The organism is Nonomuraea endophytica (assembly GCF_014203235.1).
GTDB lineage: Bacteria > Actinomycetota > Actinomycetes > Streptosporangiales > Streptosporangiaceae > Nonomuraea > Nonomuraea endophytica.
This window is the reverse complement of record NZ_JACHIN010000002.1, coordinates 638,038-652,119: the sequence shown is the minus strand read 5'-3', so window position 1 is coordinate 652,119 and position 14,082 is coordinate 638,038. Positions and strand designations below refer to the sequence as shown.

At 72.1% G+C, this 14,082-nt stretch carries 15 protein-coding genes; 7 read left to right on the top strand and 8 right to left on the bottom strand.

Annotated elements, in window-relative coordinates; translation table 11 throughout:
- Window positions 1-12 precede the first annotated feature (12 nt).
- Both HNR40_RS11095 and HNR40_RS11090 read left to right on the top strand, forming a co-directional pair.
- Window positions 13-675 (top strand): (2Fe-2S)-binding protein, encoded by a 663-nt coding sequence (locus tag HNR40_RS11095; RefSeq protein ID WP_184960334.1) that lies wholly within the window; start codon window positions 13-15, stop codon window positions 673-675.
- Between the two features lie 86 nt (window positions 676-761).
- Window positions 762-1,784, top strand: a complete 1,023-nt coding sequence (locus tag HNR40_RS11090) for a glycerophosphodiester phosphodiesterase (protein WP_312896280.1) — start codon at window positions 762-764, stop codon at window positions 1,782-1,784.
- Window positions 1,785-1,791: 7 nt separating this feature from the next.
- Here the strand turns inward: HNR40_RS11090 and HNR40_RS11085 are convergent, their stop codons facing one another.
- Complete coding sequence (locus HNR40_RS11085; protein WP_184960332.1) at window positions 1,792-2,364, bottom strand: cysteine dioxygenase; 573 nt, start codon at window positions 2,362-2,364, stop codon at window positions 1,792-1,794.
- A complete protein-coding gene (locus HNR40_RS11080; protein WP_184960331.1) occupies window positions 2,361-3,221 on the bottom strand; it encodes an amidohydrolase family protein in 861 nt (286 codons plus the stop codon). The genes HNR40_RS11085 and HNR40_RS11080 overlap by 4 nt, the downstream gene beginning before the upstream one ends.
- A 162-nt stretch (window positions 3,222-3,383) precedes the next feature.
- Here HNR40_RS11080 and HNR40_RS11075 point away from each other — a divergent pair, with 162 nt between their 5' ends.
- The gene (locus HNR40_RS11075) at window positions 3,384-4,373 is read left to right on the top strand and encodes a LacI family DNA-binding transcriptional regulator (protein WP_184960330.1); all 990 of its coding nucleotides are present in this window, start codon (window positions 3,384-3,386) and stop codon (window positions 4,371-4,373) included.
- A gap of 11 nt (window positions 4,374-4,384) precedes the next feature.
- Here the strand turns inward: HNR40_RS11075 and HNR40_RS11070 are convergent, their stop codons facing one another.
- Genes HNR40_RS11070 through HNR40_RS57135 form a run of 5 tightly spaced genes read right to left on the bottom strand, consistent with a single transcriptional unit; the run spans window position 4,385 to window position 9,075 of the window.
- On the bottom strand, window positions 4,385-5,305 hold the full coding sequence (locus tag HNR40_RS11070) for a glycosyltransferase family 2 protein (RefSeq protein WP_312896279.1): 921 nt from the start codon (window positions 5,303-5,305) through the stop codon (window positions 4,385-4,387).
- Window positions 5,302-6,480 carry a hypothetical protein gene (locus HNR40_RS11065; RefSeq protein WP_184960329.1) on the bottom strand — a complete coding sequence of 393 codons (1,179 nt, stop codon included), beginning with the start codon at window positions 6,478-6,480 and terminating at the stop codon, window positions 5,302-5,304. The genes HNR40_RS11070 and HNR40_RS11065 overlap by 4 nt, the downstream gene beginning before the upstream one ends.
- Entirely contained in the window at window positions 6,477-7,196 is a 720-nt protein-coding gene (locus HNR40_RS11060) for a hypothetical protein (RefSeq protein WP_184960328.1), read from the bottom strand. The genes HNR40_RS11065 and HNR40_RS11060 overlap by 4 nt, the downstream gene beginning before the upstream one ends.
- Complete coding sequence (locus tag HNR40_RS11055) at window positions 7,193-8,182, bottom strand: hypothetical protein (RefSeq protein WP_184960327.1); 990 nt, start codon at window positions 8,180-8,182, stop codon at window positions 7,193-7,195. The genes HNR40_RS11060 and HNR40_RS11055 overlap by 4 nt, the downstream gene beginning before the upstream one ends.
- The gene (locus HNR40_RS57135) at window positions 8,179-9,075 is read right to left on the bottom strand and encodes a GNAT family N-acetyltransferase (RefSeq protein ID WP_184960326.1); all 897 of its coding nucleotides are present in this window, start codon (window positions 9,073-9,075) and stop codon (window positions 8,179-8,181) included. Before HNR40_RS57135 ends, HNR40_RS11055 begins: the two co-directional genes overlap by 4 nt.
- Before the next feature lie 274 nt (window positions 9,076-9,349).
- On the opposite strand from HNR40_RS57135, the gene HNR40_RS11045 reads away from it, so the two are divergent.
- From HNR40_RS11045 to HNR40_RS11030, 4 genes are read left to right on the top strand one after another with little or no spacing between them, the layout of a single operon-like run.
- Window positions 9,350-10,267 carry an NAD-dependent epimerase/dehydratase family protein gene (locus HNR40_RS11045; RefSeq protein WP_312896278.1) on the top strand — a complete coding sequence of 306 codons (918 nt, stop codon included), beginning with the start codon at window positions 9,350-9,352 and terminating at the stop codon, window positions 10,265-10,267.
- Entirely contained in the window at window positions 10,264-11,385 is a 1,122-nt protein-coding gene (locus tag HNR40_RS11040; protein WP_184960324.1) for an ATP-grasp domain-containing protein, read from the top strand. The genes HNR40_RS11045 and HNR40_RS11040 overlap by 4 nt, the downstream gene beginning before the upstream one ends.
- The gene (locus HNR40_RS11035; RefSeq protein WP_184960323.1) at window positions 11,375-12,148 is read left to right on the top strand and encodes a hypothetical protein; all 774 of its coding nucleotides are present in this window, start codon (window positions 11,375-11,377) and stop codon (window positions 12,146-12,148) included. The genes HNR40_RS11040 and HNR40_RS11035 overlap by 11 nt, the downstream gene beginning before the upstream one ends.
- Window positions 12,145-12,792: a hypothetical protein gene (locus tag HNR40_RS11030; protein ID WP_221340209.1), complete on the top strand. Its 648-nt coding sequence runs from the start codon at window positions 12,145-12,147 to the stop codon at window positions 12,790-12,792. Before HNR40_RS11035 ends, HNR40_RS11030 begins: the two co-directional genes overlap by 4 nt.
- On the opposite strand, the gene HNR40_RS11025 is transcribed toward HNR40_RS11030, so the two are convergent.
- Window positions 12,760-14,079, bottom strand: coding sequence for an aromatic amino acid ammonia-lyase (locus HNR40_RS11025; RefSeq protein WP_184960322.1), 1,320 nt, complete (start codon window positions 14,077-14,079; stop codon window positions 12,760-12,762). The two genes, HNR40_RS11030 and HNR40_RS11025, sit on opposite strands and share 33 nt — an antisense overlap.
- Between the last annotated feature and the right edge of the window lie 3 nt (window positions 14,080-14,082).

Here is a 14,082-nt window from a genome sequence, read left to right as displayed (position 1 = left end):
TAACCTATAGGCATGGAGGGTTCGGTGCTGACGGAGGTGCTCCAGCGGGTCGCCGAGGGCCGTGGCGGGGTGCTCGGGGTGGATCCCGGGCTGGAGATCGAGCCCGACGACAGCTGGACCGCCGTCTCCGAGCTGGTGCGGGAGCCGTACACGCTGATGGGGGAGCTTGTGGAGCGGACGGCGGGGCGCTGGAACGCGCCACGCCACGTCGGCGCGGCGCTGTTGTGGAAGACCTACGGGTATTGGCACATGTTCCCGATGGCGCTGGGGTGGGCGCTGGACGGGCGGGTGCCGGTCATGAAATTTCGGGACACGTATTTCAAGGTCTCCGACGCCGGTGTGACCATCGGGGCCTCGCGGATCACGTGGGGGACGGGCTCGGAGGCGATCGCGGGGGCGGTGGCCGAATCCCAGGCGCCGCTGGTCAAAATCCTCAGCCGGATGGCCAGGGTCGGCGAGCGCACGCTGTGGGGCTCCACCGCCGAGGCCGTCGCGCACCCGCTCACCCAGGTCGTCAAGGGCGACTACATGACGCTGCTGCGCGAGATCGGCAAGCCCGTGGACGGGCTGCTCACCCCCTCGGGCGACGGCTACTTCCGCAAGACCTGCTGCCTGTGGATCACGCTTCCGGATGTTGAGCCGTGTTCCACCTGCTGTGTTCTCGCGCGTAACTAAGCAGGTCTACTCTGCGCGGCATGATGCAGCAGCGATTTTTGGGCAGATTATGGGGCAAGGTGCTGGCCGGTGTTACGGTCGCCGTCGTGCTGATCTCATCGGAGCCCGTCGCGGCTCACTCGCCCAAGGAGCCGGTCGTCATCGGGCACCGGGGCGCCAGCGCCCACCGCCCCGAGCACACCCTCCTGTCGTACGAGGCCGCGATCGCGATGGGCGCCGACTACATCGAGCCCGACCTCGTGTCCACCAAGGACCACGTGCTCGTCGCCCGGCACGAGAACGAGATCTCCGGCACCACCGACGTCGCCGCCCACACCGAGTTCGCCCACCGCCGCACCACCAAGACGATCGACGGCCGTCCCGTGACCGGCTGGTTCACCGAGGACTTCACGCTCGCCGAGCTCAAGACCCTGCGCGCCAAGGAACGCATCCCGGACCTGCGGCCCGACAACACCGCCTTCGACGGCCTGGCCGAGATCCCCACCTTCGAAGAGGTCGTCCAGCTCGCCCAGCGCCACCGCGTGGGCGTCTACCCCGAGACCAAGCACCCGACCTACTTCGACTCCGTCGGGCTGTCCCTGGAGGAGCCCCTCCTGGAGATCCTCGGCCGCTACCGGGTGCGCAAGGCGTTCATCCAGTCCTTCGAGACCGCCAACCTGCGCGAGATGCGCTCCAAGACCCGGCTGCCGCTGATCCAGCTGATCACCTTCGGCGGCAAGCCGTACGACTGGACGGCCTCCGGCGACCCGCGCACCTACGACGACATGGTGAAGCCGCAGGGCCTGCGCGAGGTGGCCTCCTACGCCAACGGCGTCGGCGTGGACACGCGCCGCATCCTCCCGGTGGGCGCCGACGGCCGCCTGCAGCCGCCGACCACGCTGGTGAAGGACGCGCACCGGGCCCGCCTGGACGTGCACATCTGGACGATCCGCAACGAGAACTCCCAGCTCCCGCTGGACCACCGCCTCGGCAACCCGGCCAGCCCCGTCTACGCGCGGGCGACCGGTGACGTGATGGGCTTCCTGTCCAAGCTGGTGTCGCTGGGCATCGACGGCGCGTTCTGCGACGACCCGGCCATGGGCCGGGCCGTCATCAGCGGGCGCGGCTGAGCCGGGGTCAGGCCACCTCGGCGGCGGAGTCGAGCGGGCGCAGTTCGTCGGCGTAGCTCACCGACGTGCGGCGCATCACGCCGCCGTCGTCGATCGAGTACTGGCCGAGCCGCCACAGCGGCGGCGAGTAGGCGTGGATCGAGACGCTGTGCGAGGTGGCGCCGTTGAGGCGGTGGATGTGGTCGGGGCCGAACGAGAACGACTGGCCCTCGCCCACCACCGTCTCCAGGTGTTCGCCGCCGATGCGCGGGTTGCACTCCAGCAGCGCGCCCTGCACCACGTGCACGGCGCCGGAGCTGATGTCGTGGTCGTGCCAGCCGGTGTCGTCCTCGGGACGCCAGCACAGGAGCCACACGTCCACGTAGGCGTCGCGGTAGAGCGAGGCGTAGTGGCGGCCGCCGTCCTGCGGGAAGTCGACGAGCTCCTGCCATCCGTCCGGGTTGGCGGCCAGGTCGTTGACGAGTTCGCGCAGCTCGCGCCGGTCGAGGGCGCGCTCAGGAAGATTGGTGCAGGTGCCCCCGTCCTGTGTCTGGGTTGCCTCGCTGGGGAGCTCGGCTGTGTTGACCAGTCGCGTGCTCATGTGCGGTTCTCCTTTCTGCCGAGTAGACGACGGGGGTTGGTCACGCGGATGGCGTGTGCCGCCGCGTTGCCCAGGCCCGGGTCGGGGGCCGTGGCGTAGGGGGCGTCGGAGCCGTTGACGACGACGTCGACGCCGAGCTCGCGGACGATCGCGTCGATCGCGCGCGGGCCGTAACTCGAGGTCTCCACGAAGAAGCCGGGGTCGACCAGGCCGCGGTTCTGGCCGCCTCTGGCGATGAGGCGTTCGGAGTGCAGCGGCGCCAGGCCCGCGAGCAGCGTGAAGCAGACGCGCAGCTTCGGGTGGCGCGGGCGCACCACGGCGTGGAAGTGGTACCAGGCCGCGTGCATCTGCTGCACGTACGGCACGACCGCCGGCCACCAGGACGGGCGCCCCGGGCTGCCCGCGGCCGGACCGGGGTGGACGAGCAGGGGCAGGTCCCGCTCCACGAGCACGTCGAGCAGTTCGTCGAGCGGCTCGGCGGTGGCCGGGATCTGCAGTCCGGCGAAGCCGCGGTCGAGGTCCTTGGCCAGGCGGGCCGGATCGGGCTCGCTGTGGCAGGTGGCCGCCCAGGCGCCGAAGCGCTCGGGCAGCTCCAGCACGCCGTCGTGGTAGGCCTCGATGAGCGGCCAGGACTCCTCGGGCGGCAGCGCCTCGATGCCGAGCGGGCTGGACAGCGACACGAGCGCGAGCTCGCCGGTCTCGCGGGTGTCGGGGTCGTGGTCGGCCGGGTTCACCTCGTACGGCGGCTCGCCGTCCAGGATGAGCGTCCACCCGTCGAGGTACGGCGCGGCCGTCCGCGCACGCAGCGCCTCCACGAACGAACGCGTCCACAGGTGCTGATGCACATCGATGCTCACGGCCACACCTCCCTGTATTTCCTACTGATAATATAGGTAAACGTCGCCGCCTCGGAAGACACAAGCGTGAAGCGATTCACTGATACGGTTCAGTGAACCGCTTCACCTAGGGTCCTGTCAACGCTGCGCCCTTCTGTCGGTCACACGCAATAGGCTGGCTTGATGCCCCGCAAGAGAGCGACCATCAAGGAAGTGGCGCAGGCCACAGGCCTGTCACCGGCCGCGGTCTCCTATGCGCTGCGCGGCATGCAGGTCTCCGAGGAGACGATGGAGCGCGTGCGGGCCGCCGCCGCCGAACTCGGCTACGAGGCCGACCCCATCGCCCGCGCCCTCGCCAGCGGCCGGACCGGCATGATCGGCGTCCTCTGCGGATCGCTCGAAGACCTGTGGCAGCAGTCCCTGGCCGTCGGCATCAGCAGGGGCCTGCGGGAGAAGGACCGCTACGCGCTGATACTCGACGCGGTCGGCGACCCCGACCGGGAGCGCGCGCTCGCCCAGCAGCTGCGCGACCAGCGTGTCGACGGGCTCATCGTGCAGCCGGTCGACCCCGCCGCGGCCTTCTGGCCCGAGCTGTGCGAGTCGCTGCCCGTGGTCTCGATCGGCGACTCGCTGGAGGGCACGGCGGGCGAGGTCGTCTTCGACAACCGGCGCGGGGTGACGCTGGCCCTGGAACATCTCAAGGCGCTGGGCCACCGCCGGGTGGCGGTGCTCACCCCGACCCGCCCCAGCACCCCCGACCGGCCGGCTGACGTCCACGTCAGCGCCGAGGCCGAGCGGCTGGGGCTCGACCTGGAGGTCACCACAGCCCCCTACGAGCTGGCCGGCGCCACCGCCGCGGCCCGCCGCCTCCTGGAGGAGGGCCGGCCGAGCGCCGTCTTCTGCTTCTCCGACTCCATCGCCTACGGCGTCTACGCGGCGGCGGCCGAGCTGGGCCTGTCGATCCCGGACGACGTGTCGGTGATGGGCTATGACGACCATCCGATGTCCGGCCTGCTCACCCCCGGCCTCACCACCGTCGACTGGGCCATCAGCAGCATCGTCAGAGCCGCCGTCCGCCTGGCGGTCGCGGCGGTCGACGGCGGGCCGAAGCGCCGCCGCGTCGTCCAGCAGCCCACGCTGCGCGAACGCGGCTCGATCAAAGACGTCTCCTGAGCCGGCCCTTTCTACACGGCGTCGCTCAGGACGACCGGCGGCGGCGGGCAGGGCGCCCCGCCCGTGAGGGTGTCCCCGCCGCGTAAAGGCACGTTCGCCTCACGCACGTAGAAGAGCGGACGCCGGGGCGCGATCCGGTGCACGTAGCGGCCGACCACCGCCAGCCCGGCCAGCGTCACCGCCGACAGCGCGAGGTGCGCCCCGGTGAGGCCGAGCGCCGCGACCACGAGCCCGAGCGCCGCCAGCAGGTAGAGCAGGTTGAGCGGCCGCCACGAGAACCCGAAGAACAGCTCGAACGCGTGCCCGGCCAGCCGGCCGAGCCGCAGCTTCGATCGTCCGGCGCTGCGCTCGCGGTGCGTGACGCTCACCGCCGCGTACCGCGCCCCCACCAGGGGTACGGCCGGCATGAACCACGGCAGGCGCAGGTCGCTGATCGTCCTGGCCACCGGCGTGCGGACCAGCCGGAAGGTGGAGGCCCCCCGCGGCATGCCGATCTTGAACACCGCGCGGGCCGACCAGTGCAGACCGAGCGAGCCGAGCTTGCGCACGAGCGGGTCGTGCCGGTTGACCCGGTGGCCGAAGACCACGTCGTACCCCTCGGCGGCCTTGGCGAGCAGCGTCCAGATCTGCGAGGGCGGCACCTGTAAGTCGGCGTCGCACTGCACCGTCCACGGCTGGGCGGCGTAGGAGAACCCGGCAGCCATGACCGCGTCGATGCCGAAGTTGCGGGTGAAGGACAGGTAGCGCACCCGGGAATCGGCCTCGGCCAGAGCCCGCATCCGGGCCAGCGAGTCGTCGGAGCTGCCGTCGTCCACGAAGAGGATCTCCAGGTCCTCGATCGGGGACAGTTCGGCGACGAGGTCGCGGTAGGCCACGTCCACCTGGGCGCCTTCGTTGAAGCACGGCACCAGCACCGTCAGGCCCGTCGTCACTGCGATCTCCTCAGCGCCAGGCCGAGGACGAGCGGGTTCGCCCCCAGCGCGTATACGGCCCCGGCCGCCCCGGCCAGGGGGATGGCCACCGCGCCCAGCGCGGCGACCGCCGCCAGGGCGGCCACCACGGCCTTGGCGTTGGCCCGGGGATCGGTGTGCTCGACGACGAACGTGGCGCCGCTGGCCAGCGCCTGCACGGGAAGCAGGGTGAGCGCGAGCACGCCGAGCGCGATCGGGCCGTGGATGTGCTGGATCAGGGCGATCCCGGCCAGCGCCAGCCAGAGCACCCCGGCCAGGGCGGCCAGCCCGGCCATGCGCCGTCCCAGCACCCGTGCCCCAGCCGCGCCGCCGCCCGCCACCCTGAGCGACAGCTGCGGCTGGTAGATCCGCTGCAGCGTGTAGAGCACGGAGAGGGCGAAGCCCCAGGCGAGGGTGACGAAGTAGAGCTCGCCGCTCTGGCCGGCGTGGGCGCTGAGCGAGAGCTCGACGAAGAGCGTGCCGATCATGGCGTTGTTCATGACGTCGGCCGCGCCCATCAGCACGATCGTGCCCGCCAGCACGCGGCGCAGCCCGGGACGCGGGCGTCCGGCGCGGGGCAGGCCGGGCAGCAGCGAGAGGTTGAGCGCGGTGACCAGCGCCAGCAGCCCGGTCAGGTAGCCGGTCGGGCCGACCCCGGCGAAGAAGGCCAGCGCCGCCATCGCGCCCATGCCCAGGCCGAGCACGGCGAAGTGGACGGTGTCGCGGACGTAGCGGCCGAGCGCTCGGTGCAGGGCGACGCCGAGCATGCCGCAGCCGAGCGCCACGTAGTAGGCGATGCCCAGCAGGTAGAGCGTGACCGGGTGACGGGGGGCCAGGGCCAGCGCGATGACCGCGGCGGCGGTGGGCGGCAGCGGTATGTACGCCACCAGGGCGCGGAGCATGCCGGCGAGCTGGTCGCGGGTACGGCGGGCGCGCGGGATCAGCTTGAGCGCGGCCTTCTCGGTGCCCGACTGGACGACCATGCACAGCCAGCCGACGGCGCCCATGACCGCGGCGTAGGCGGCGAAGTCCGCGCGGCTCCAGGCCAGGGCGAGCAGGGCGGCGGAGCCGTACAGCATGACGCGGAAGGTCGCGCGGCCGGCGATCAGCGTCGTCAGCCGCGTCAGCCCGATGCGGTGGGTGGCGGTGGCGGTCATCCGGCGTCCAGGTCGGCGAGCACGCGCTCGCGCAATGGGCGGCTGCCGTCGTGCAGGTAGGCGCGCAGGGCGGATTCCACCTGTTCGCGGCCGAAACGGTCGAGCACGCCGGTCAGCGACGGGCCCTTCTCCATGCCGAACAGCGCGGTGAAGAAGGTCCTGACCTGCGCGGACTCGAAGGTGTCCGGCAGGGGCAGGAGGGCTTCTACGTGTTCGCGGGCGGGTGGTTCTGAGGGGCGGGCGGCGGTCCAGGTCGCCGGGCGGCCGGGGCCCGCCAGCCAGGCGCGGACGTGGGCCAGCCGCTCGGCGGCCGAGGGGTCGAGGCGGGCCTGGGCGAGGGCCAGGTCGTAGCAGGCGGCGTGCAGGGCCGCGCACACCTTGGGGAAGGCGGGCGGCTTGGCGGGCAGCTCGTCCAGCGGGACCTCGCTGATCTCCTCGACCTCGGCGCGCACCGCCTCGTCGGTCCTGGCCTTGGCGATCAGCGCGTCGAACTCCTTGTACCAGCGCGCCAGCGTCTCCCGGTCGAGCGGCGAGTCGTCGTCGTGGTCGCGGATCCAGCGGATCATGCGCGCGGGAAGGTACGGCACGAGCGGATCGCCGGCCACCGGCCGGGGCGCCGAGGGAACGGCCCGGTAGACGGCGCCGCACGCCCGGCACGAGTACCGCCGCCGGCCCAGATCGGAGGGGTGCGGATCACCGCACTGCAGGCATCTCACAACGGCACCGCCACCGCCGACGAGGGCACCAGCTCCGCGCCGAGCCCGCTCTTGACCTCGGCCTGTCCCTTGCCGAGCACCAGGCCGCGCTTGCCGGCCCCGATCGCCCACTCGACCATGCGGACGTAGCCGTCGAAGTACAGGTGTTTGCGCCCGCCGCTCTCCGGGGGAAGGGCGCCCCAGCTCAGGCAGATGGGCCAGGCCGGGTGGTCGAGGATCAGGGAGAGGCCGAGCAGCCGACGCTTGTGCCGGTAGGTGAGGGCGACGCTCTCCCCGCCGCCGATCAGCGCCTCCAGGTACGGCAGTGGCAGCGGCGCGACGGGGAGGAACCTGCTGCGGTGCTTGAGGTCGTTCTCGGCGCGCAGCCGGGCCGCCTCCTCCGCGCCGACCAACTCGGCGGCGGGGCCGATCCGGACGGTCAGCTCGGTGGAGAACGTCCTGGCCCGCCTGCGCAGCGAGTCGCGGCGGCGGGGGTCGAGCCGGGCGTACCAGTCGTCCAGGCCAGGCCAGGGGAGGGCGAGCTTGGCCAGGGGCGCGGTGGGCAGGTTCACCTTGACCGGCCCGGGGAGCAGGGCGCGCTCGTCGGCCGAGACCTCGCGCCAGACCATGCTCCGCCAGCCGGGGCCCAGCTCCCGGCGCAGGCCGCGCGCGTAGGCGCGCAGCAGGCCGGGGTCCGGTTCGTCGCGGAACCACCAGCCCTTCTGGGAGCGGTTTCCCGGCGCGTGGACGTCCAGCACACCGGCCGGGCCACGTGCCGCGGTGTAGACGCCGCGCCGTAGCCGGGGGGTGCGCAGCGAGGCCGAGGCGGCGCCGACCGCCTTGCCGTCCCGCCGCAGGATTGCCAGCACCACCGGCGCCTGGGCGCCCCAGGCGTAGGCGCGCAGCAGGTCGTAGCGCCAGGTCACCCACTGCCCGGCGGCCAGGCGTAATTCCTCCCAGTCGGCGGGCTCCGGGTCGTGCCGGGGATCCAGGAACTCCAGGCTCATCCGATCGCCCACCTGGGTACCGCCACGACCTTCATGGGGACGTATTCGAACCCCAGCGAGCGCTTCACGTCAACGAAGCCCCTGCCGGCGAACAGGCGTTTGGCGCCCGAGGCCGTCGCGTGGGCGACGATCCGGGCGTAGCTGTCGAAGTAGAGGTCCTTGCGGCCGCCCTGCTCCGGCGGCAGCGCGGCCCACGGGCCGTACATGGGGGCGACCGGGTGGTCGTAGACCATGGCGAAGGCCAGCAGCTTCTCGCCGTGGTGGTAGCTGAGCGTCCACACGTCCTCGCGGCCCAGCAGCGCGGCGAAGTACGCGGGCGACAGCGGCAGGCGCGGATCGAAGGACGAGCTCAGCCGGGAGGCGTGGCGTTCGTCGAGCGCGGCCAGTTCCGCCGGGTCGAGGTCACGGCGGGCGCTGCCCTCGCGCACGCGCAGCTCGCCGTCCTGGGCGATGCGCTTGATCTGCCGCCGCAGCGTGGAGCGGCGGTTACGGCTGAGCGTGCTGATCCACCCGTCCGCTGACGACCAGCCCAGGTCCATCTCCGTGGAGCCGGGGGACTGCCTGACGATGGCGCCGCGCCGGACGACCAGCGGCAGCGCGGGTTCGGTGACCATGCGGTAGACCACACCGGCCAGGCCCCAGCCGAGCTCGGCCGCGACGGCCCGCTCGAAGCTCCTGATGAGCTCGCGGCCGTCGGCGCCCTCGGGCAGGCACCAGGTGGGAGCGTTGGAGTGAGCCGGTAATCGCACGTCGAGAAAGAGCGGCGGGCGGGAAGACCGGGTCGGCCACAGGCCACGGCAGACCGCGCCGATGGCGCCGGTGACGCGGTCGCCGTCGCGGAAGACGCCCAGCAGCGGCCGGGCCCACGAGGCGGCAAAGGAGCTACGGATCACGTCATAGGACCATATAGCCGTTAACCCCTGACGAATCCGGAGATCTTCCCAGCCAGCAGGCTCTGGGTCAATATCCGGGTAAGACAGTTCAATCTTCACTTAGGTCCCTGATTCACCCGAAAAATTACGAAATCGCAACGAAATGACTGACAGTCATAGTTGGGAGTATATGTCTGATTTGATCATGGCCGCGCGCCACACCTGGACGCGTGTACCTACTGACCGCGCACAAAACAGCGCGGCGTTTGATCAGGGGAATGCCATGAAAGTAGGGGTGACGGGTGGTAATGGCTTCATCGGCCGTTACGTCTGTGAGGAGTTAGCCGCCAGAGGGCATACTCCGATCGTCTTCGACCACCAGGATCGCGGCTCAAGCCCGTTCGAGGTCATGCTCGGCGACATCAGGGACGCCACGGCCATGACCGAGCTGGCCGCCCACGCCGATGCGATCATCCACCTGGCCGCCGTCCTCGGCACCCAGGAGACGATCACCAATCCGCGGCCCGCCGCGGAGACCAACCTCATGGGCGGTCTGAACTTCCTGGAAGCGGTCGCCCAGTACGACCTCCCCGGTGTCTACATCTGCGTGGGCAACCACTGGATGGACAACAGCTACTCCATCTCCAAGACCGCCGTCGAGCGCTTCGCGCGCATGTTCAACGCCCACCGAGGCACCAGGGTCAACCTGGTCAGAGTGGTCAACGCCTACGGACCCCGGCAGATGGCGGCGCCGCCGTTCGCCGCAGGAAAGGTACGCAAGATCACCCCCGCGGTGATCTGCCGCGCCCTGTCCGGCATGCCGGTCGAGCTCTACGGCGGCGGCACCCAGATCTCCGACATGGTGTGGGTCGGCGACGTGGCCAGGGGCCTGGTCGCCGCGCTGGAGACCGCCGCGGTCAAGCCCCCGCTCGGCCACGTGGTCGAGGTCGGCCCGACCGAGTCGACGAGCATCCGCGCGGTCGCCGAGATGATCATCGACATGTGCGAGGAGCGCGGCTACGAGCGCGCGCCGATCGTGGACCTGCCCATGCGTCCGGGCGAGACGCCGGAGACCGCCGTCACCGCCGACCCCGAGACGCTGCGCCCGGTCGGCATCGACCCCGCCTCGCTGATCACGCTGCAGGAGGGCATGGCCAAGACGGTCGACTGGTTCATCGAGAACCGCGGCACCCACTGGAACACCCCGAGGTGAAGCACGTCGTGATCCTCGGCGGCTCGGACGGCACGGTCAGTGCCTTCCGGGCCGCCCGGCGGCTGGGCCTGTCCACGATCTGCGTGGACATGCGGGCCGACGCACCGGGCGTGGCGGAGGCCGACGAGTTCGTGCACGTCAGCACCCGCGACGTGCCGGCCATCGCGGCCGCGCTGCGCGACCGCGACCGCCTGGCCGGACTGCTCGCCCCCGGCAGCGACATCAACCTCCCCTCGCTGGTCGAGCTGGCCCGCATGCTCGGCCTGCCCTGCGCGCTCACCGACGAGACCCTGCGGGTCTCGACGGACAAGGCCGCCTTCCGCGAGACCTGCCTGCGCCTCGGCCTGCCGAGCCCGCACTACTCCACCGATCCCGAGGTACGGCCGGCGCTGCCGGTCATCGTCAAACCGGTCGACTCCGGCAGCTCACGCGGCATCACGATCGTCCGCGAGCAGGAGGACCTCGCCCAGGCGGTCGAGCACGCGCGGGCCGTCTCCCCGACCGGCCGCATCATCATCGAACAGCTCCTGACCGGCCAGGACCTCTGTGGCGAGGCCATGCTCCAGGACGGCAGGATCGCCCTGCTCGGCCTGAGCCGGCGCGTCACGGAACCGCCCGAGGTGGTCGCGGTCGGGCACGACATGGAGCCGGGCGACGGCGTCCTCGACAAGGAGGTCACCCGGCAGCTGGAGCTGGTCTGCGCCGAGGTCGGCTACCGCGACGGCCCGCTCAACGTGGACCTGTTCGTCGAGGACGGCGTGGTCACGCTGATCGAGATGGGCGCGCGCATCGGCGGCAACGGGCTGGGCGAGGCGCTCGGCCTGATGTACGGCGTGGACACGGTCGAGGCCACCGTCCGGCTGGCCGTCGGCGAACGCCCCGACCTCACCCCGACTCGACGGGGCCCCGCCTCGGTACGGGTGCTGCGCGCGCCGCACGAAGGCGTCCTGCGCCGGATCCACGGCCTGGAGTCGCTGCCGGACAGCGCCGAGATCGTGGTGGTCGCCTTCCCCGGCGACCACGTCTTCCCCTATACCGAGTGCCGGGCCAAGCTCGGCTACGTCGTCGACCACACGCCCCCGGACCTGGACGCGCTGGTCAAGGTCGATGTCCGTTAGGTTCTCCGCCGCGGCGTGGGAGAGGTCCTACCGGCGAACGGTCCGGCTGGCCTTCTCCCGCGTGCCCTACTACCGCGACCAGTGGGTACGCGCGGGCCGGGCGCTCGACGAGCCCCTGCCCACGCCCACCGGGGAGCTGGCCGATCAGCTGCACCGGCTGTGCCCGTTCGCCGAGCCGTACGATCCGGGGGCCGAGCCGAGCCTGTGGATCGGGCCTGCGGGCGGGCTGCGCGCGGCGCTGGGTGAGGCGGGGGTCCGCGGGCGGGTTCCGGTGCTGGAGGTGCGCCGGGCCGTGCTGGATCGGCGCACGCTGGGGCTGGGCGGCCCGCCGTACGGTGTGCTGCTGGATCCGGAGGCCACGGTCGTGCACGAGCGCAGGCGGCGTGAGCTCAACGCGCCCGCGCTCAAGCTCGCCGCCGACGCCGGCCGCGTGGTCGTGGTGGGCGAGCGGGCGGCGGTGGCGTCGTTCCTGCCCGAGCTGGCGGGCGTCGAGGTGAAGGTGCTGGAGCGGGTGACGCTCGCCGGCGCCGCCGAGGGAGCGCTGGTGCACGACCCGCACCTCGGCTATTACGCGGCCCGAGCCGGTTGCGGCCGGGTCCATCTGCTGTGGCGGCGCTTCCACGCCCGGCCGGAGGGCGGCGCGCTGGCCGTCTCCGCGCTGGGCAGACGCCGTCCGGTGCTCGTCGCCGTGGTCCCGGACGGCGGTGGCGAGCTCGGCCGCTGCCCCGGCCACGGCACCCCGATCCTTGGAGTCGCATCGTGATCAGAGCCAACCGGGTGACGCTGCTCGCGGGCGCCCTTGCGGTGGCGCTGGCGGGAATCGTCCGCTTCGTCCTGCCGTACGAGCAGGAGATCACCTCGCTGTGGAGCTTCCTCGTCAAGCTCACGCCGCAGCTGGCCGCCATCGTGGCGATCGCCTGGCTGGACGTCGAGTGGGCGCGGCGGCTCAAGATGCACCTGGTGGCCATCCCGGCGGTGTTCCTGGCCTTCCTGCTGTACTTCGTGCCGAAGACCTTCATGGCCGCTATGGACATCGAGGACAAGTCCGGCACCTTCGAGGACCTCTACCTGCACGTCGTGGTCTTCGTGCCGTTCCTTATCGTGGCGCTGCTGCTGGCCTACCGGCTCGGCGGCGGCTCGCGGGAGGGCGTGCTGCGCACCGGCCTGGCGATGTCGATCCTGCACGTGTCGGGGCTGGAGGACCTCGTGGCGGTCTCCATGAACCGCCGGCTCGACGCCATCCCCGAGGTGTGGGGCTGGGCCGACCACATCACCGTGCGGATCGGCCACCCGGCCACCAAGTACGAGGCGTACGCCTTCATCGCCGCGCACGTGGTCGTGGCGCTTCTGGTGCTGTTCGTGCCGCGCCGGTGGCTACGGCGGCGTTCCGCCCGGCCGCAGGAGTAGCCGGGCCGCGTCGAGGTCGCCGTCCAGCGGGCGGTCCGGCTCGGCCCCGCGGCGGGCCCGTACGGCGGCCACCCGCTCGCAGGCCAGCACGATCTCCAGCGGCTCCACGCAGCGCAGCGCGTAACGGGCCGCCTGGGTGGCGAAGCCGGCGTGGTCCTCGGTGCCGCGCGAGATCACCGCGGTGCCGGTGGTGACCGGCGTCGCCAGGTGGCGCAGCTCGGCCAGCGCGTCCTGCGCCACGTACTCCAGGATCATCAGGCCGGAGGCGCCCGGCCGGTCGGCGAGGAAGGGCAGGGCGCCGGTATAGCCCGGCTCCATCAGCGTGCCCAGCCGGGCGGTGCTCAGCTGCGCCGTCTGCACGAGCGCCGCGCGCAGCGTGTCCAGGGCCAGCGCCACCGGCGCCGAGTGGAAGTTGCCGTTGTGCCAGGCCAGCGAGCGGTCGATGAGCGGGTTCTCGGCGGCGGCGTTGAGGTCCACCTCGACGGTCGTGGCTGCCCGTTCCAGCGCGTCGAGCGCGCCGCCGTGCACCTGGGCGAAGGCGCGGTAGCCGTACGGGTCCTGCACGCGAGTGGCGAGCTCGCCGTTGAGCAGGCCGCGCAGCCGCGCGGCCACCACCGCCTGCCCCTGATGCGGTCTCGCTTCCTGTACGGCTGCCGCCAGCGGCTCCGCCGAAGCCCCGACCGCGGTGAAGGAGAACGCGGCCACGTCGACCGCGGCGTCCAGCAGCCCGCGCAGCCGATGACAGGCCAGCGCCGCGTCGGCCAGCGTCAGCGCGCCCGAGCTGATGAACGGCAGCCCGTCCGAGCTCGCCAGCGCGAAGCGCGGACCGTCGCCGCCGTGCCACGCCTGCTCGCCCAGCAGGCACAGGGCGGTGCCGGCCAGCGCCGTCAGGTCGCCGGTGCCGATGGCCCCGTAAGTGCGTACCGGGGGAGTGACGCCCGCGTTGATCGCCTCGGCGAGCACCGGCAGCACCGCCGGGTCGATCCCGGAGCCGCCCGCGAGCAACTGGTTCAGGCGGACGGCCAGCATCCCCCTGACGCGTTCCGCCTCGATGAGCGGCCCGGCGCCACCCGCGTGGCTGCGCAGCAGGTCGAGCCCGGACGCGGCCACCTCGACGTCCTTGTTCGCGCCGACGCCCGTGCTCTGCCCGTAGACCGGGCCGGTCAGCGCCTGCGCGGTGGCCCACGCGGCCCGGGCGCGATCGGTGGAGCCGATCGTCACCCGGGCCCGGCCGCTGGCCACGGCCGCGACCCGCGAGCAGGTCAGGCCGGCGCCGTGGAGTTCCATGGG